This window comes from Micromonospora lutea, assembly GCF_016863535.1.
Taxonomy (GTDB): domain Bacteria; phylum Actinomycetota; class Actinomycetes; order Mycobacteriales; family Micromonosporaceae; genus Micromonospora; species Micromonospora lutea.
In genome coordinates this window covers 23,183-39,576 of the sequence record NZ_BOPB01000007.1, presented here as the reverse complement: position 1 = coordinate 39,576, position 16,394 = coordinate 23,183, and the positions used below count along the sequence as shown (strand labels likewise).

Here is a 16,394-nt window from a genome sequence, read left to right as displayed (position 1 = left end):
CGCGAGGAGGCTGGCCGGTGGCGGTCACTCCTTTCCCGCGCGCCGCAGTCGTCCGTCGTCCCGGTCGATGCGCAGTTCCCGTTCCAGCTCCACGATCAGCGTACGCAGGTCGTCGAGGCGCTGGCTGATCGCGATCCGGTCCACCTCGTCGGGCACGCCGTCGCCGTCGGAGTCGTAACCAGGGCCGAGTCCCTCGGTCATCTCCAGCCGGCGCGCCTCCTCCATCGAGTTGACGAAGACCGCGATCAGGATGTTGAGCAGCAGGTTCACGGTGATCACCACGAAGCTGCCGTAGTACAGCACCGTCCAGGGCGAGAGCTCCATCCCCTGCTCGATGAGCTCCGGCAGCGTCTCCAACGACAGCAGCACGAAGAGCGTCAGCAGCGACCGGCCGATGTCTCCGTACTGCTCCGGATAGACCTCACCGAAGATCAACCAGCCGGCCATGCCGTAGACGTAGAGCGTCACGACGGCCAGGGCGAAGAAGCCACCGATGCCGGGCAGGCTGCGCCACAACGCGGAGACGATCATCCGCAGACCGGGCGAGAACCGCACCAGCCGGACGATCCGCAGCACCCGGACCACCCGCAGCAACGCCGAGTCGCCGTGCAGCCCGGGGATGAAGATCGCAGCGATCACCAGGAAGTCGAAGACGTTCCAGCCGTGCCGGAAGAAGTCCTGCGGGCGGCGACCGTAGGCCAGGATCCGGATGGTGATCTCGGCCACGAAAATCGACCGGAAGACCCATTCGAGCGCCCGCAGCGCGGTGCCGGCAGACCCCAGGTCGGGGTAGGTCTCCAGGCCGAGGACCACCCCGTTGACGAGGATGACCACGACGATGGCGATCTCGAAGGAGCGGGAGGCGGCGAGCCGGGCGCAGAGTTCGAAGAGCGCGGCACCGCGGGTGGTGCGGGCCGACCCGCCTCGCGGAGCCGGCACGGGCCCACCCCTCATCGAGCGACCGGCCCCGGTCCGGGCACCGGGGCCGGTGAGGCCACGCACCGTGCGTCGTCGGCGTGCTGACGTACGGCAATCATGGCCGACAGCCTACGGGGCGGCAGATACGGTCATCAGCCGCCCAGCCGGCGCACCAGGTTCGTCACGTCTCGAACCGCGCGTCGCTTCTGATCGGGTGCGAGGTGGCGGTCAGCCGGTCGAGGAACGGGCGACCGGCAGGTCGAAGTAGGTGTCGGGCCAGGGTTCGTCGCGGTAGCGAAAGTGCCACCACTCGCGGTCGTAACCGACGAAACCGCCGTCGGTCATCAACTGCCGCAGTTGCCGCCGATTCTCCCGCGCGGTGACGCTGACCCGGTCCGAGTCGATGTGTGACAGCGGGTCGAAGCAGTCGAAGCCGGTACCCATGTCGACGCTGTTGTCGGTGACGCGCTGCCGGTGTGCGGCGGTGCAGGCCACCAACGGCTGGCCGGGAACGTGGCGCGCCTGGTCGGGTGCCGGCACGTCGACCAGGGTGAGGTCGACGGTGCTGCCCCGGCTGTGTGCGCTGGGTGCGCCGAGATAACCACGGTCCACCAGTTCCGTCTTGGGCACCCGAGGGTAGAACGCGGTTTTCATGGCGTCCCGTCCCGGCTGGCCGACCCAGTTGAGGAAGTCGTCGGTGGCCCGCTGTGGGCGATAACAGTCGTACACCTTGAGGCTGCGTCCGACGGCGAGCGCCGCGTCCTGCACCCCGCGGAGCGCCGCGGCGGCGCGAGCGGTGAGCAGACACAACGGTTGCTGGTAGCCGTCGACCGGGCGACCGAGGAAGTTGTATGCCGAGGCGTACCTGATGTCGGTGAGGATACGATGATCCACATCGGACAAGACCACGAAGCCCGGCCCCGATGACGTCTGCGGCGAGGGTGGTGGCGGCGTGGCCGGGGGACGTTCCTCGCGCGTACACCCGGCCACCGCCAGCGCTACGACCGCGATCGTCGCGGCCAGCCACCTCCGTCCGGCGGTCGGAAGGCGGTGCCGGCCCGAGTCGTCAGGTCGCCCGCGCTTCCGGGTCACCGCGGCGGTCATTCGGTACGCGTCGGCCGTTCCGTTCCGAAGGTGCGCGACCGCCTCCGACGGCCGATCAGGCCCGCCGTGAGCAGCGCCAGACCGACGACGAGACCGATGAGGGAGGCTGACCGGAGCCGTTCGGCGAAGGTGCCCGGGTCGGACGCCTCCGCACCGGACGCGCCGCCAGGAAGCGCCTGCGGCGGTACGGCCGACGGTGGCGGCGAGGCGGTGGTCGCGCCCGGGCTCACCAGCACGCCGACCGAGGCCGCCGACGGCACCGTGAAGCCCCAGTCGAGCAGGGCCGCGCCCTGCTGCCAGCCCCGCTGGTCGATCACGTCCGCACCCAGCAGCGTGACCACCAGCCGACGCCCGCCGCGCTCGGCGGCACCGACGTAGGTGTGCCGGGCCAGGTCGGTGTAGCCGGTCTTGCCGCCCAGCGCGCCGCGATAGTGGTAGAGCAGCTGGTTGTCGTTGTCGACGGTGAACCCCTTGGCACGCTGCTTCGGCTGGGCCGGGATGGTCGCCTCCCGGGTGGCCACGTAACGCCGGAAACGCGCGTCGGCGAAACAGGCCCGGGTGATCAGGGCCAGGTCGTACGCGCTGGTGAACTGGCCGGGGCCGTCCAGCCCGGAGGGGGTCGCCGCGTGGGTCTGGTACGCGCCGAGCAGGCGTGCCTGCTCGTTCATCGCCCGCACCCCGCCGGCCATCCCGTCCGGGCCACCACCGAGACGGGCCAACGCGTTCGCCACCTCGTTTCCCGAGCGGAGCAGCAACCCCAGCCAGAGCGTCTCCACCCGGTACCGGCCGCCCTCCACCAGCCCCACGGCGGAACTTCCCGGTTCGATGTCGAGATCACCGGCGGTGATGGTGACGACGGCGGTCGGGTCCAGTCTCGGCAGCATGGTCGCGGCCAGCAGCAGCTTCTGCACGCTGGCCGGGGTGGCGTACTCGTGCGGACCGCAACCACCCAGGACCTCGCCGCTGTCCAGGTCGGCCACCAGCCACGAGGTGGCGGCCACCTTCGGCGGCTTCGGCACACCCGGGGGGACGACCAGCCCGGAGGTGGCCAGTCGGGGCCCGCCGACGGCCCGCTGGACCGGGTCCGGAGAGGGCGTCACCGGCGGTGTGGGACCGGGAGCTGGTGGCGCTGGACGCGGGCACGGCACCGGCGCTGCCGCGTCGGCGCCGACGACGGGCACCAGGGGCGTTGTCATCAGGGCGGCGGCGACCGCCACGGCAAGCGCGGAAACTCTCACAGTCAGCGACACTATCGGGTGAATTCCGGCGAGTCCGGCGTATCGACCAGCGCGGAGCCCTGCCCTGCCGTCCGGCCCGGATCGTGAATCCGGGCTGCCCGGGACGACGTCTCGCCCGACCTACTCGGGGAGGTCCCGGGCGGTGGGGCGGGACCGTCGTCCGGCGACGACCGCCACCGCGATCGCGACCGCACCGACAGCCAGCGCCACGAACATGCCCGCGCCGGGCCCGTCGGTGGTCGATCTGGTGTCGACCGGCGCTGCCGCGTCGGCCGACTCGGGCACGACCGGTGATTCGGCGTCCAACTCCCCCGGCTCCACCAGCCGGCCGACGCTGAACTGCCGAGGCAACGCGAAGCCCCAGTCGAGCAGCGCGGCGCCCTGTTCCCAACCGCGTTGCGGACGGGGCTCGGCACCGAGCAGCGTGACGACAAGTCGGCGACCGTCCCGCTGCGCCGCACCGACGTACGTGTGCCGCGCGTAGTCGGTGAAGCCGGTCTTGCCGCCAAGCGCACCGGGGTAGCGGTACACCAGCTGGTTCTCGTTCTGGATCTCGAACCCCTTGGCCCGCAACGCCTTCTGCGCCGGGATACGGGTGCGCTCGGTGAGCACGTACCGACGGAACGCCGGGTCGGCGAAGCAGGCCCTCGCGATCAGGGCCAGGTCGTACGCGCTGGTGAACTGGCCGGGAGCGTCCAGCCCGGACGGGGTGACCGCGCGGGTCTGCCGGGCACCGAGCCGCCGGGCCTGCTCGTTCATCGCCCGCACTCCGCCGGCGACACCGTCGGCGCCGCCGCCGAGGCGGGCCAGCGCGTTCGCCGCCTCGTTGCCGGATTGCAGCAGCAGTCCCAGCCAGAGGGTCTCCACCCGGTACCGGCCGCCCGGCAGCAGACCGACGGCCGAACTACCCGGGGCGATGTCCAGATCCTCCCTGGTGACCGTGACCACCTGGGCCGGATCCAGTCTCGACAGCATGGTCGCGGCCAGCAGCAACTTCTGCACGCTGGCCGGGGTCGCGTACTCGTGCGGACCGCAGCCAGCCAGGACCTCACCAGTGTCCAGGTCGGCCAGCAGCCACGACGACGCCGTCACCTTCGGCGGCGTCGGCACACCGGGCGGCACGATCAACCCGGGGGTGGCGAGGGCGTCTCCGCCGACCACCCGATGCTCCGCAACGGAGGGCGGCGGTGTCGGCTTGGGCGACCGGACCACCTTCGGTGCCGCTGCCTTCGGGCAGGGAACGGCCGTCGGAGCTGCTGCGGCCAGACCCGGCGCGGAGAGCGGTGGCGCGGGAGCGGCAAGGGCGACCGGTGAGGGTCGCCCGGAACCCACAGTGTTCGCCGCGACACCCGGTGTCGCGGAAATCGCCACTGCGGCGAGGACGGCGCAGCCGGCCGCCAGGGCCCGGACTCTCATGAACACGCAGACTAACGACAGGATCGCCGGTGTCGACCACCCCGCCCGTCCGGAATCGGGTGGACGCCGACCGCGATCTTCGCGGGGAGATGGTGAACCGATCGCCCGCACCCCCCGTATCCACGACCGAACACATCGAACGCCCGGACCTGCTGCGGGAGCGCTCCCGCAGCCCGGTCCGACGTCACCCGTGAAGGTCCTCGGCGTGCGGGGCGGGGCCGGCCGCCGCTGTCGATCGTCCTCCCGGGCATCCCACTGCGCACCAGCCCACGGGCCCGACAGGCCGGCCCGTTCGGCGGTCAATCATGAGGAGAAGAGCATGGTCAGGCGTACGCAGCAGCACCGGAAGCACGCCGCGTTGAAGCTCGGCGGTGTCGGTGTCCTGGCGGTGGTGCTCCTGGGAGGTGGCCTGACGCTGGCTTCCGCCGACGACGCCGCCGCCGCGCCACAGACGGCCAACTGCCCGACCGTACGGGACAAGCTGTCCAACGTGCCCGCCGCCGCCCGCGCCGGAGTGGAGCAGGAACTGGCCAACCTCGACAAGCAGATCGCCGACGCCAACGCCCGCCTCGCCCAGCAGGCCGCCAACCCCCAGGGTGGCCCGAACTTCGTGCAGAACGCCATCCTGGGTCCCCTGGCCAGCAAGCGCACCGCCGCCCTCGACCGAATCGGGATCGCCATCAACCGGGTCGGTGGCCAACGTCCCGACCTCGCCGCCTTCGCCACCTGCGGCCTGAACGCACCCGGCGTGCCCAGCGCCGTCAACGGCAACGCCGGAAACGGAAACGGCAACGCGGGCAACGCGGGCAACGCGGGCAACGCGGGGAACGCGGGGAACGCGGGGAACGGGAACGGCAACGCCGGAAACGGAAACGGGAACGGCAACGCGGGCAACGGCAATGCGGGTACCGGGGTGGCCCAGCGGGTGAGCTGCCCGACGGTGGCCGACCGGCTTCCGGCGGTGCCGGCTCAGGCTGCGGCCGAGGTGCGGCGGGAACTGGCCAACCTGGACAGCCAGATCGCCGACGCCAATGCTCGCCTCGCCCAGCAGGCGGCCAACCCCCAGGGCGGCCCAAACTTCGTGCGTAACACCATCATCGGCCCGCTGGAGGATCGGCGCGTCGCCGCGATCAACCGCATCGCCACCGCGATCGGCCGGGTCGACGGCAACCGCCCCGCCGAACTGGTGAACCTGGCCAGGCCCTGCTCGACGAAGTGAACGCGGTCCCACCGGTGGGTGGTTGGCGAGCTGCCGCCACCCACCGGAGGTGCCTGATCGACCACATTCTGTTGACCGACGGTCATGGTCGGACTACAACCTCTACTACCGCCGACCGAACCTCCGCCGGCGGATCCGAGGTGGTGGCCGTGGCGCTGATTCCGTACGACGACACCGCCGCCGCTGCCTTCGCCGCCGGTCGCGAGCTGGACCGGGACGGACTGGTCCGGTGGCGGCAGGCCGTCCAGCACCATCTGCGGCCGCGCGTCGGCGCGACCCTGCTGGACCTGGGTGCCGGCACCGGCATCTGGGCCAGCGCCTTCGCCGACTGGTACGACGTGCGGGTGCTCGCCGTGGAGCCGGCACCGGCGATGCGGTCCCGCTGCGCGCACCGGCCACTGCTCGGTGGGCACGCCGCCGCGCTGCCCCTGGCCGCGTCCAGCCTTGACGGCGCCTGGCTGTCGACGATGATCCACCACGTCGACGATCTGGACGCCATGGCGCGCGAACTGCGTCGGGTGCTGCGGCCCGGCGCCCCGGTGCTGATCCGGTCACCCTTTCCGGGGCGGCACCAGCGGATCTCCCTGTTCGGCTGGTTTCCCGAGGCGTTGCGGGTGCTCGACGCCTACCCCGGGCTGGCAGCCGTCCGGGCCGCCTTCGCCCGGGCGGGCTTTCCGGTGAGCACTGTGGAGCCGGTCGCCCAGACCGTCGCCGGTTCCCTGGCCGAGTACGCCGACCGGATGGACCGGCGTGCGCACACTCCGCTACAACTGATCACGGAGGCCGAGTACGCGGCCGGCATGGCCCGGTTGCGGGCGGCAGTCGGCACCACCGACGGGCCGGTCGTGGATTGTCTCGACCTGCTGGTGCTGCGCTGAAAGTGTCGGCCGGCCTGCTGCTCAGCCTGGTCGTACACCCGGTAGCCGGTGCCCGCCTCGCGGGTCGGGCGCGGCAGGCCGCGCGTCTCCCACGCGCAGCCCGTCCCCGATCAGTCGATGCGTCCGGTGGACGATCTGGTCAGGTGACGCAGCCAACGCCGCTGCCAGGGAGTCTCCACCGCACCCGGCCGGTAGGCGGCACGCACCCAGTCGACCGCCTCCTCCGCGGGCAAACCGTCGAGGATGGCGAGCGCGGCCAACGCGGTGCCGGTCCGCCCCGTCCCACCCCGACAGGCCACCTCCACCCGCTCGCCGGCGTACCCACGGCGCAACGCCTCACCGAACGCGTCCACGGCGTCCGCCCGGTCCAGTGGAACCCAGAAATCCGGCCAGCGGACCCGCCGGTACGTCCAGTTTGGCACCGGCCCGGGTGCGAGCAGCAGACTGAAATCCGCCGGTGAGGCCCGGTCACCGATCCGACGGCCCCGTATCCGCACCCCGCCGGGCAGTTCCACCACACCGATCTCGTCGGCCCAGGCTCGTCGCTCCTGCACCCCGACGACCTTACCCAAGCTCGACTGCCACAGCCGACGTCGTCCGGGTGGACGCGTCCGACCCGTCAGCGGGGCACTGTTCAGCGATTGACGTCCTGGTCGCTCTGCTGGTGACCGTCGGACCAGACGCTGCGGTAGATGGTGCCCCGTCCGTCGGGATCAGGAACCCCGGTCGACGCCGAGTCGGTCAGGCCGACGACGCTGTCGTTGGACCGCAGGCCGCCGGCCCGACGGGAGCGCCGCAACCGGGTGACGACGAACCAGACGAGACCCAGCACCGTGGCGATGATCACCAGATTCTGCAGAATTCCGGCGTACCCCTCCACCAGGTGCCAGTTGTCACCGAGCAGATAACCGGCCATCACGAAGGTGGTGTTCCAGATCAGGCTGCCCAGCGTGGTGTAGACCACGAAGGTCAACAGCGGCATGCGTTCCACCCCGGCCGGGATGGAGATCATGCTTCGGAAGATCGGGATCATCCGCCCGAAGAAGACGGCCTTGACGCCGTGCCGCAGGAACCACTCCTCGGTCCGGTCGATGTCGCTGAGCTTCACCAGCGGCAGCCGCGCCGCGATGGCCCGCGTCCGTTCCCGACCCAGCGCGGCTCCGATCCAGTAGAGCGCGACGGCACCGAGCAGCGAACCGAGTGTCGTCCAGAAGATGGCTCCGATGACGCTCATCCGCCCCTGCGCCGCGACGAACCCGGCGAGCGGCAGGATCACCTCGCTGGGGATCGGGGGGAACAGGTTCTCCAGCGCCACGGCCAGCCCCGCCCCCGGGCCGCCGAGCCGCTCGACCAGGTCGGTGACGAACCCGACCAGACCGTCCTCGGGCGGTGCGGACTGGGCGACGACCTCGGACGAAGCGTACTGGACATGCATCATGCGCTACACGCTACGAAGCTCACCTGAGAGTTGCTCAACCGGCGTCGACTTTTCTGCTGCGCGGAGTCTAGGCTTCGCGGATGCCACGGCCATCGGCGCTCCCTCCGCTGCGCATCGCCGTCGCCCAGCCCCGGTGCGCGGCGTACGACATCGACGCGAACGTGGCGGCGCACGCGGCGTTGGTGCGTACCGCGGCGGCCCGGGTGGTGGTCTTCCCGGAGTTGTCGCTGACCGGCTACGAACTGGACGCCGCGCCGGTCGACCCGTCGGATTCCCGGCTCGCACCGCTCGTCGCGGCCTGCGCGGCGACAGGAACGCTCGCGCTGGTCGGCGCGCCGGTGGCCGGCGAACACATCGCCACCCTCGCCGTGGACGACACCGGAGCCCGGGTGGCGTACCGCAAGATGTGGCTCGGCGGCGTCGAGGCCCGGCGGTTCCGCCCGGGGCCGGCACCGGTGGTGCTGGACGTCGACGGCTGGCGTGTCGGCCTGGCGATCTGCAGGGACACCGGGATACCGGACCACGCGGCACGCACCTGCGCTGCCGGCGTCGACGTGTACGCGGCCTCGATTCTCGACTCCGCGGCGGAGGCGCACGTGCCCGACCAGCGGGCGGCGCACATCTCCACCACCCACCAGGTCGTCGTGGCGGTCGCCAGCTTCGCCGGCTCGACCGGTGGCGGCTTCGCCGCGGCGGCCGGACGATCGGCGATCTGGGCGCCGGACGGATCGGTGCTCGCCCGCGCCGGGACCGCACCGGGCGAATTCGTCCGGACGACCCTCACCTGACCGCAGCACAAGGGCGGTGCCGGGCCGGGTCAGTCCCTCGGCAGGGTCGTCGGGAACCGGTCCAGCACGTCGTCCACCCGGTCGGCGAAGTCGGCGGGAATCCGACCGCGTTCCACCTCGTGATCGAGACGCTTGCGCACATCCTGGAGTCGCTTCTCCTGGTCCTTCGGCCGGCCCCCGGCCAGATCGGTCAGCTCCTTGCGCAACCGATCGGCGGCCTTACGGTCGATCTCCCCGGTGAGCTGCGCCTCGGTGAGCAACGCGATGAGTTCGACGGCCGCCCGTCGCAGGCTCACCGGTTCCGGTCGGTCGGCCGGCGAGGTGGCGGCGGGTCGTGGTGAGGCGGGCGCGGAGGAGGTCGGCGGTGCGGACGTCGGCGTGGTGGGAGCGGCTGTGGACTGCCCGTCCCCCCGATCGCCGAGGATGAGTGACGCGCCCAGCCCCAGCAGCAGGACCAGGACGAACGTGACCAGTGCCCCCGCTGGTGGGCCGGTACGCCCGCGCCGGATCGGCGGCCGTCCGGGTGCCCGCACCCGTAGTGGCGCACGCGTCAAGGATCGAGGTCGGACGGCGGAGCTGCCGGTCGCCGGGCGGGCCGCCGGCTCGACCAGGGTTGGTGGATGCTGACGCAGCGGCCGAGTGAGGTCCGTCGCCGCCTGCTGGTCACCATCGGCGACCGGTGTGTCGTACGTGGCCGGTGCCGCCTCCGCGGCAACGGCGGCGCGGAACCGGGTGGCCAGTCGTCCGGCTGGGGGGCGTCGTTCCGGATCGGGGTCGAGGCAGGCCAGCACCAGCTCGGCGAGGTCGGTCGGCAGCCCCGGCACCCGCAGCGGCGGCACGGTCGGGCGGTTCGCGTGCACCCGGACGGCATCCGGCCAACTGCGCACGGGCAACGGGACGTCACCGGTGAGGGTGCGGTACAGCAGCGCGCCGAGGGCGTACACGTCGCTGGCCGGGTGCGGCGGGTCGGCGCTCAGCCGTTCCGGCGCGAGGTACGCGGGCGTACCCATCAGGGCGCCACTCGCCGGTCGGGCACCGGGCGTCGGGGCCCCCGCGAGCGCGGCGATGCCGAAGTCGAGCACCTTGGCGCCGTTGGCGGTGAGCATGACGTTGCCCGGTTTGATGTCCCGGTGCACCACGCCCAGGCGGTGCGCGGCGGCCAGGGCGGCGGCCACCTCGGCGGCCATCCGCAGGGCCGGTCGCCAGGGCAGCGGCCCCTCGGCCAGGCGATCGGCGAGATTCCGCCCGTCGACCAACTCCATCACCAGGTACGGCACGACGTTCCCGCCGGGCAGGGCCGCCTCGCCGTAGTCGTACACCTGGGTGACGTGCGGGTGGGTCAGGCGCGCTGCGGCGCGGGCCTCCCGTCGGAGGGTGGCCCGCAGGTCCGGGTCGACGGCGAACGTCCCGGCGAGCACCTTCACCGCGACCGACCGGCCGAGCACCTCGTCGTCGGCGCGCCAGACCTCGGACATGCCGCCGAGGCCGATGCGCTCGTGCAGCACGTAGCGGTCGTGCAACCGTAGGCTGGGGGTGAACGGCGACATGGGGGTGGGGGTGGGTCAGTTCAGGTCGGCGATGAGGCGTTCGAGGATTTCCGGGGTGCGTTCCGGGGGCTCGGCCTCGACGCAGAGCCGTTCCATGGCCACCGCGTAGAAGTCGAGGTCCTCGCGCTTGTCCAGGTAGATGGCGCTGGTCAACTGCTCGATGTACACGATGTCGGGTAGGTCCTGATCGCCGAAGCGCAGGATGGTGAAGGCGCCCCCGGCGGCGGCGTGCCCACCCGCGGCGAACGGGATCACCTGGAGCCGGACGTTCGGCGTACGGGTCGCCTTGAGCAGCGCCTCCAGTTGGCCGCGCATCACCGCGGGGCCACCGATGGGCCGGCGCAGCACCGCCTCGTCGACGACCGCCCACAGTCGCGGTGGACGCGGCCGAGCCAACAGTTCCTGTCGTCGCATCCGCAGGTCCACCCGACGGTCGATCTCCTCGGGACCGGCCGTGCTGTGGCCGAGCAGCACCACGGCTCGGGCGTACTCGGGGGTCTGCAGCAGCCCCGGGACAAACTGGACCTCGTAGCTACGGATGAGAGCGGCCGCGGCCTCCAGGCCGAGGTACGACTGAAACCATGAGGGCAGGACGTCGCCGTACCGGTGCCACCAGCCCGGGTTGTTCGCGTCCCGGGCCAGCTTGAGCAACGCGGCACGCTCCTGCTCGGCGGTGACGCCGTAGAGCGTGAGCAGATCGGCGACGTCGCGCTCCTTGAAGCCGACCCGCCCCAGCTCCATCCGGCTGATCTTCGATTCCGAGGACCGGATTTCCCAACCGGCGCTCTCCCGGGTCACGCCCCGCGACTCCCGCAGCCGCCGCAACTGGGCACCCAGCAGCATCCGCAGCACGGTCGGGCCGGCCGCCGGGCCCTCCTCGGCGGAAACCATGGTCACCTACCGTCCTCCACATGCCGTCAGCGGTTGATGTCGGTGGACCGACTCGACCGACGTGTAAGCATGCCATGAACCATCAGTGAGATGAACCGCCCATCCCGTGGGCGACGAATCCCGTCGATGGGATGTGGGGTCAGCCGATCAGGTGATCGAAGTCACCGTCTCGGGCACCGAGCACGAACGCGGCGATCTCGTCCACGGTGTAGATCAGTGCCGGTCCGTCGGGGTGTCGGGAGTTACGCATGGCGATGCCTGCCCCACCGGGCAGTTCCGCCAGTTCGACGCAGTTACCGCTGGGATTGCTGCGCCGGCTCTTCTGCCAGGCGAGGGGTGGCAGGTGGTTGACGGGAACACCGTTGGGCGGCTGCTGCATGAGGTTCTGTTCTCTCCGATGGGCGCCGGTGCCGTGGGAGGAGCGGTAGCGGCTTGAGGGACGGTGTCGGCTCGTTATGCACGTGCATCTGCTATTGCATCTGCAATGGACACCGGGGATGATAACGCACGTACGTGACGCCTACCTGCTCACGTTCTGTCCCGCGAACCTGACGACCATCAGGGGAAACGAGGTGTCTGGCAGCGTCCGCCGATCGGCGTCGGACGCGTGTCGCGGAGAAGGGAGATGGTGGTGCCGGATCCGCTGACCGTCGCGTCCGGCATCTGCGCCGCAGGAGCACTGCTCTCTTCCTGGCAGCTGGGGCGCCGAGCCGTGCGGGCCGAAGCCGAAATCGGGCGTCTGCAAGCCGAACTCACCGCCGAGCGCCACGCCGCCAGCCACGATCCCCTCACCGGTCTACCCAACCGGCGGGCCTTCTACCGCCTCGCCGCGACGCTGCTGACCGACCGTTCCGGCTGCCACCTGATCGCCGTGGTGCTCGACCTCGACGACTTCAAGCAGATCAACGACCGGTACGGACACGCTGCGGGCGATCAGGTGCTGGTCAGCGTCGCCGAGCGACTGGCCACCTTCGCCGGTGACAACCTGGTGGCCCGCCTCGGTGGCGACGAGTTCGCCGGGCTGCTGGCCAGCCCGACCCTCGACCGACGATGGATCGACCACGCCACCCGACGGTTGTACGACATGCTCGCCGCGCCGATCCCAATGGGTGGCGTCACTCTCCGGGTGACCGCCTCGGTCGGTCTGGCACCGGTGCACGACAGCCAGCTCACCGAGGCGCTCAACCGCGCCGACGCGGCGATGTACGAGGCCAAGGCGCTCGGCAGTGGCCGACCCGGCCGGGCGCTACGCGACACCGCGTACCTCGCCGAGTGCTGACGCCACCCCGGCACACGCGTCGCCGGCTGAGGCCACCGACTCCGCGGCGAGCGAGGCGATCAGCGCCAGCCGTACCCGGCGCGCAGGGCCTGACTCACCCGGTCGAACCGGGCCCGGTCCAGCACCGCGCCTTCCCGCCGGATGCTGTCCTCCCGCATGGTCAGCACCCGGTCCAGGCGCACCCAGCTCGGACGCCGGTCCCGGTCCCATTCGCCCGGCCCGAGGGCCAGCCAGTGCCGGTCGCCCTGACGGTCACCCTGACTGGAGAGCATCAGCCCGAACAGCGTCCGGCTGTGCCGACCCACCACCAGCACCGGCCGGTCCTTGCCCTGCCGGGGGTCGTCCTCGTAGGGCACCCAGGTCCAGACGATTTCCCCGGGGTCGGCGTGGCCGTCGAGTTCCGGGGCGTACGACAACTCGCGGCGCTGCAGCGCGTTGACCTGACGCGGCCGCGCGAGTTTCGCCGGGGACGGTCCGGCCCGTCGCGGCTTCGGAATCACCGCGCCGACGCGGGACGCCACATTCCTGAACAGACCTGCCACGGCGGCAGCCTATCCGTTGCCACCGGTCCGCCCGCCGGCAGGGAGCGGGCTCACTCGTGCCAGGTGACGGACGCGCGTCACCCGGCGATCGGCTCGGTGCCACCGCTGTCGGCCGACAGCCGCGCCACCATGTCCTGGAACTCGCCGACGGTCACCGTCTCGCGGAGGGTGGCGAACACGGCCGCCGCCCCGGCAGCAGCCGTACGCTCGTCGACTCCGGCCCGTTCGCCGACCCGGCGCAGGAAGTCGGTCGGCCCGTCCGGCGACACCGCATCGGTCAGCTCGGTCGGTAGATACCCGGTTGGGTCGGCCGGCGCGGAGCCGGTCATCCGCTCCACGACGGTCTGCAGCACCGCGCGCGAGATGATGGCCGCGGGTTCGGGTGCCAGCCCGGAACGGCGGGACACCGCGGCGACGAAGAGCGGAAACCGCACGGCGCTGGGTACCCCCGTCGGCACCGGACAAACGCCCGCCCGTGGTGACCGTACGGTGCCCGGGCGGGCCCGCCGGGTACCGGCCATGAGCGAGGCCGGCGGGACGAGCGCCGCCCGGAGGTCTCTCGGCCGTCGTGCGCGGCTCGCTCGCACACGTCGCGCCCCCGTTCGCCACCACGTGTGCGGGCCCGAGAGACCACGTTGGCAACCCGCCGGGCCGGAGCCGTCCGGCCGCTGGGGTTGCCAAACGAATGCCATCGTACGCGTACAGTAAGGAGTCCTGTCAATGCTGGATTCCGTGTCCAGCCCTCGTGTAAATCTGGTGTTCCGCGGCGCGAGGAGCCTCCATGACTGAGGAGCCGGACCAGCCCGGCGAGACCTTCGCCGAGCGTCTCGACTGGTTGTTCCGCACCACCCCGGACCCGACCGGCAAGCCGTACAGCGTCCGTCACGTCGCCGGCGAGTTGACCCGGCGCGGCTGCCGGATCTCCCACACCCACCTCAACAACCTGCGCCAGGGCCGGGCACCGGACCCACGGCGATCCGTGGTGGAGGGGATCGCCGCCTTCTTCGGTCGCCCACCCTCGTTCTTCACCGGACGACCCGCCGACCGGGATCCGCCCGACGACGACCTCCTCCATCTGCTGGCCGACCCGCACATCCGGCAGGTGGCGTTACGGCTTGTCGACGCCCGCCTGTCGCCGGAGGGACACGCCGTCGTGGTGGCGGTGATCGAACAGGTCCGCCGACTGGAGGTCGCCGCCGGCAACCGACGCGGTGACGCCGCGCGCGTCGCCGGAAGCTGAGCCGGCCCGACCGGCTTGGCACGGGTCTGGCCCCGCGCCAACACCCCCGGCCGCCCCCGGACCTCGCTGACGCACCTCCCGCCACCGCACGGCGCGCCCCCGGTCCATCGTCACGACGTCGACGGCGTTGCCGTGGCCTGGGCCGGCACGAACCGATAGCCCAGGCCGCGTACCGTCACGATCATCGGGGCCCGGTCCCCGTCCAGCGCCAACCGCCGACGCAGTCGCTTGATGTGCACGGTCAGGGTGTTCGAGGTGTCGTCGGAGATGCCACCCCAGACGGCGGCGAGCAGTTGCTCCCGGGTGACCGTCCGCTCCGCGTGGCTCATGAAGAAGTAGAGCAGCCGGAACTCCTTCAACGGCAGGGCCATCGTCCGGCCGTGCAGGCTCACCTCGAACGTCGCCGGGTCCACCCGTAGCCCGCCCAGTTCGATCGGTGGATCGAGGGCACCGGAGATCTCCGGACGGATGGCCCGCAGGATGGGCAGCATCTCCTCGGGCTGGTAGGGACACCGTACGCAGGCGGTGGCACCGGCCTTGAGCGCCGCTGCGGCCACCCCGCCGTCCTCGTCACCCACCCCGACCACCGTGGGGATGCCGGCCCGGCGGGCGAGCAGCCGCACCAACTCGGTGCAGCTCATGGTGGCCAGCCCAGCGGCGACCACAGCCGCGTCCGGTTGCAGCGCCCCGGCGGCCAGCAGGGCCTCGGCGGCGTGCGCGAAGTGGTGGCCGCGTACCCGATGGTCGGCCAGCTGGGCGACCAACGCGGCACCGACGCTCTCGTCGTCGTCCACCACGAGCAGCACGAAACGCCCGTCGGATCGATGGTCACCCCTGGTGGCCTCGACGAGATTGTTCATCGCACACCGGCTCCGGTTCAGTTCAGGCCCACCGCGACACCTCGGTCGCGCAGGGCGACCCCCTGCACTACAGGTCGGCGACGGTCGAACGGACGTGGCTGGGCGTCACCACGAGCAACCACACCCGGTGGGTCACCCGTGGACAACGGCGCCCCATCGTCGACGGTCGCGTTCGGCCTCAGCCGAAGCGACCGGTGATGTAGTCCTCCGTACGCTTGTCGGCGGGGTTGGTGAACAGCTTGCCGGTCTGGCTGAACTCGACCAGCCGGCCGTGCCGCTCCTGCTGCTCGTCCACCTCGGCGGTGAAGAACGCGGTGTAGTGGCTGACCCGGGCCGCCTGCTGCATGTTGTGCGTGACGATCACGATGGTGTAGTCGTTCGTCAGCTCGAAGATCAGATCCTCGATCTTCGCCGTGGCAATCGGGTCCAGGGCCGAGCAGGGCTCGTCCATCAGGATCACCTCGGGCTTGACCGCGATCGTCCGGGCGATGCACAGCCGCTGCTGCTGGCCCCCGGAGAGCGCCAGGGCGCTCTTGCGGAGCTTGTCCTTGACCTCGTCCCAGAGCGCGGCCTGGGTCAGCGCCTCCTCGACGTGGTCGTCGAGACGGCCCTTGATGCCGTTGATCCGCAGCCCGTACGCGACATTGTCGTAGATGGACTTGGGGAACGGGTTGGGCTTCTGGAACACCATGCCGATGCGCCGGCGGACCTGGATCGGGTCGACGTCCCTGGCGTACAGGTTCTGGCCGTGGAAGAGGACGTCACCGCTGACCCGGGCACCCGGGATCGGGTCGTTCATCCGGTTGAGCGCCCGCAGCACGGTGGACTTACCGCAGCCGGACGGCCCGATCATCGCGGTGACCTGGTTCTGCTGGATCGGCATGCTGGTGCCGCGGACCGCCTCGTAGCTGCCGTAGTAGACGCTGACGTCGCGCAGCCGCATCACCGAGGCGGCGGACTCGGCACCGGTGGCGGTGCCGGGGGTGTGCACCGCCACGGACGGGCGGGTGGTGAGGTTTGTGTCGTTGCTGGCCAT

At 71.4% G+C, this 16,394-nt stretch carries 18 protein-coding genes; 5 read left to right on the top strand and 13 right to left on the bottom strand.

Features of this window, described 5'->3' with window-relative positions:
* Positions 1-24 precede the first annotated feature (24 nt).
* From Vlu01_RS06940 to Vlu01_RS06925, 4 genes are all read right to left on the bottom strand, one after another.
* Positions 25-939, bottom strand: coding sequence for an ion transporter (locus tag Vlu01_RS06940; RefSeq protein ID WP_239095755.1), 915 nt, complete (start codon positions 937-939; stop codon positions 25-27).
* A gap of 207 nt (positions 940-1,146) precedes the next feature.
* A complete protein-coding gene (locus Vlu01_RS06935) occupies positions 1,147-1,908 on the bottom strand; it encodes a M15 family metallopeptidase (RefSeq protein WP_275409271.1) in 762 nt (253 codons plus the stop codon).
* 110 nt (positions 1,909-2,018) lie between these two features.
* Positions 2,019-3,218 carry a D-alanyl-D-alanine carboxypeptidase family protein gene (locus Vlu01_RS06930; RefSeq protein ID WP_203995994.1) on the bottom strand — a complete coding sequence of 400 codons (1,200 nt, stop codon included), beginning with the start codon at positions 3,216-3,218 and terminating at the stop codon, positions 2,019-2,021.
* A 162-nt stretch (positions 3,219-3,380) separates the two neighbouring features.
* Positions 3,381-4,676, bottom strand: coding sequence for a D-alanyl-D-alanine carboxypeptidase family protein (locus tag Vlu01_RS06925; RefSeq protein ID WP_203995603.1), 1,296 nt, complete (start codon positions 4,674-4,676; stop codon positions 3,381-3,383).
* A 319-nt stretch (positions 4,677-4,995) separates the two neighbouring features.
* On the opposite strand from Vlu01_RS06925, the gene Vlu01_RS06920 reads away from it, so the two are divergent.
* Entirely contained in the window at positions 4,996-5,895 is a 900-nt protein-coding gene (locus tag Vlu01_RS06920) for a hypothetical protein (RefSeq protein ID WP_203995601.1), read from the top strand.
* Between the two features lie 149 nt (positions 5,896-6,044).
* Positions 6,045-6,773, top strand: a complete 729-nt coding sequence (locus tag Vlu01_RS06915; RefSeq protein WP_203995600.1) for a class I SAM-dependent methyltransferase — start codon at positions 6,045-6,047, stop codon at positions 6,771-6,773.
* A gap of 110 nt (positions 6,774-6,883) precedes the next feature.
* Here the strand turns inward: Vlu01_RS06915 and Vlu01_RS06910 are convergent, their stop codons facing one another.
* Positions 6,884-7,327, bottom strand: coding sequence for a protein-tyrosine phosphatase family protein (locus Vlu01_RS06910; RefSeq protein WP_203995599.1), 444 nt, complete (start codon positions 7,325-7,327; stop codon positions 6,884-6,886).
* An 80-nt stretch (positions 7,328-7,407) separates the two neighbouring features.
* Positions 7,408-8,208: a DedA family protein gene (locus Vlu01_RS06905; RefSeq protein ID WP_203995986.1), complete on the bottom strand. Its 801-nt coding sequence runs from the start codon at positions 8,206-8,208 to the stop codon at positions 7,408-7,410.
* A gap of 83 nt (positions 8,209-8,291) precedes the next feature.
* On the opposite strand from Vlu01_RS06905, the gene Vlu01_RS06900 reads away from it, so the two are divergent.
* Positions 8,292-8,999: a carbon-nitrogen hydrolase family protein gene (locus Vlu01_RS06900; protein ID WP_203995598.1), complete on the top strand. Its 708-nt coding sequence runs from the start codon at positions 8,292-8,294 to the stop codon at positions 8,997-8,999.
* Positions 9,000-9,028: 29 nt separating this feature from the next.
* Here Vlu01_RS06900 and Vlu01_RS06895 read toward each other — a convergent pair whose 3' ends face one another.
* The 3 genes from Vlu01_RS06895 to Vlu01_RS06885 form a co-directional block, all read right to left on the bottom strand.
* Positions 9,029-10,546: a serine/threonine-protein kinase gene (locus Vlu01_RS06895; RefSeq protein WP_203995597.1), complete on the bottom strand. Its 1,518-nt coding sequence runs from the start codon at positions 10,544-10,546 to the stop codon at positions 9,029-9,031.
* Between the two features lie 15 nt (positions 10,547-10,561).
* Positions 10,562-11,437 (bottom strand): Sco1979 family transcriptional regulator, encoded by an 876-nt coding sequence (locus Vlu01_RS06890; protein WP_373307307.1) that lies wholly within the window; start codon positions 11,435-11,437, stop codon positions 10,562-10,564.
* A 139-nt stretch (positions 11,438-11,576) separates the two neighbouring features.
* Positions 11,577-11,816, bottom strand: a complete 240-nt coding sequence (locus tag Vlu01_RS06885) for a DUF397 domain-containing protein (RefSeq protein ID WP_155216430.1) — start codon at positions 11,814-11,816, stop codon at positions 11,577-11,579.
* Between the two features lie 252 nt (positions 11,817-12,068).
* On the opposite strand from Vlu01_RS06885, the gene Vlu01_RS06880 reads away from it, so the two are divergent.
* Positions 12,069-12,716 (top strand): GGDEF domain-containing protein, encoded by a 648-nt coding sequence (locus Vlu01_RS06880; protein ID WP_203995595.1) that lies wholly within the window; start codon positions 12,069-12,071, stop codon positions 12,714-12,716.
* 59 nt (positions 12,717-12,775) lie between these two features.
* Here Vlu01_RS06880 and Vlu01_RS06875 read toward each other — a convergent pair whose 3' ends face one another.
* Together Vlu01_RS06875 and Vlu01_RS06870 are read right to left on the bottom strand one after the other, a co-directional pair.
* A complete protein-coding gene (locus tag Vlu01_RS06875) occupies positions 12,776-13,258 on the bottom strand; it encodes a type II toxin-antitoxin system PemK/MazF family toxin (protein WP_203995593.1) in 483 nt (160 codons plus the stop codon).
* 77 nt (positions 13,259-13,335) lie between these two features.
* Positions 13,336-13,692 carry a DUF2267 domain-containing protein gene (locus tag Vlu01_RS06870; protein ID WP_203995592.1) on the bottom strand — a complete coding sequence of 119 codons (357 nt, stop codon included), beginning with the start codon at positions 13,690-13,692 and terminating at the stop codon, positions 13,336-13,338.
* A 347-nt stretch (positions 13,693-14,039) separates the two neighbouring features.
* On the opposite strand from Vlu01_RS06870, the gene Vlu01_RS06865 reads away from it, so the two are divergent.
* Entirely contained in the window at positions 14,040-14,498 is a 459-nt protein-coding gene (locus tag Vlu01_RS06865; protein WP_203995591.1) for a hypothetical protein, read from the top strand.
* 110 nt (positions 14,499-14,608) lie between these two features.
* On the opposite strand, the gene Vlu01_RS06860 is transcribed toward Vlu01_RS06865, so the two are convergent.
* Together Vlu01_RS06860 and pstB are read right to left on the bottom strand one after the other, a co-directional pair.
* The gene (locus Vlu01_RS06860) at positions 14,609-15,358 is read right to left on the bottom strand and encodes a winged helix-turn-helix transcriptional regulator (RefSeq protein WP_203995587.1); all 750 of its coding nucleotides are present in this window, start codon (positions 15,356-15,358) and stop codon (positions 14,609-14,611) included.
* A 178-nt stretch (positions 15,359-15,536) separates the two neighbouring features.
* The gene (gene pstB / locus Vlu01_RS06855) at positions 15,537-16,394 is read right to left on the bottom strand and encodes a phosphate ABC transporter ATP-binding protein PstB (RefSeq protein ID WP_203995585.1); all 858 of its coding nucleotides are present in this window, start codon (positions 16,392-16,394) and stop codon (positions 15,537-15,539) included.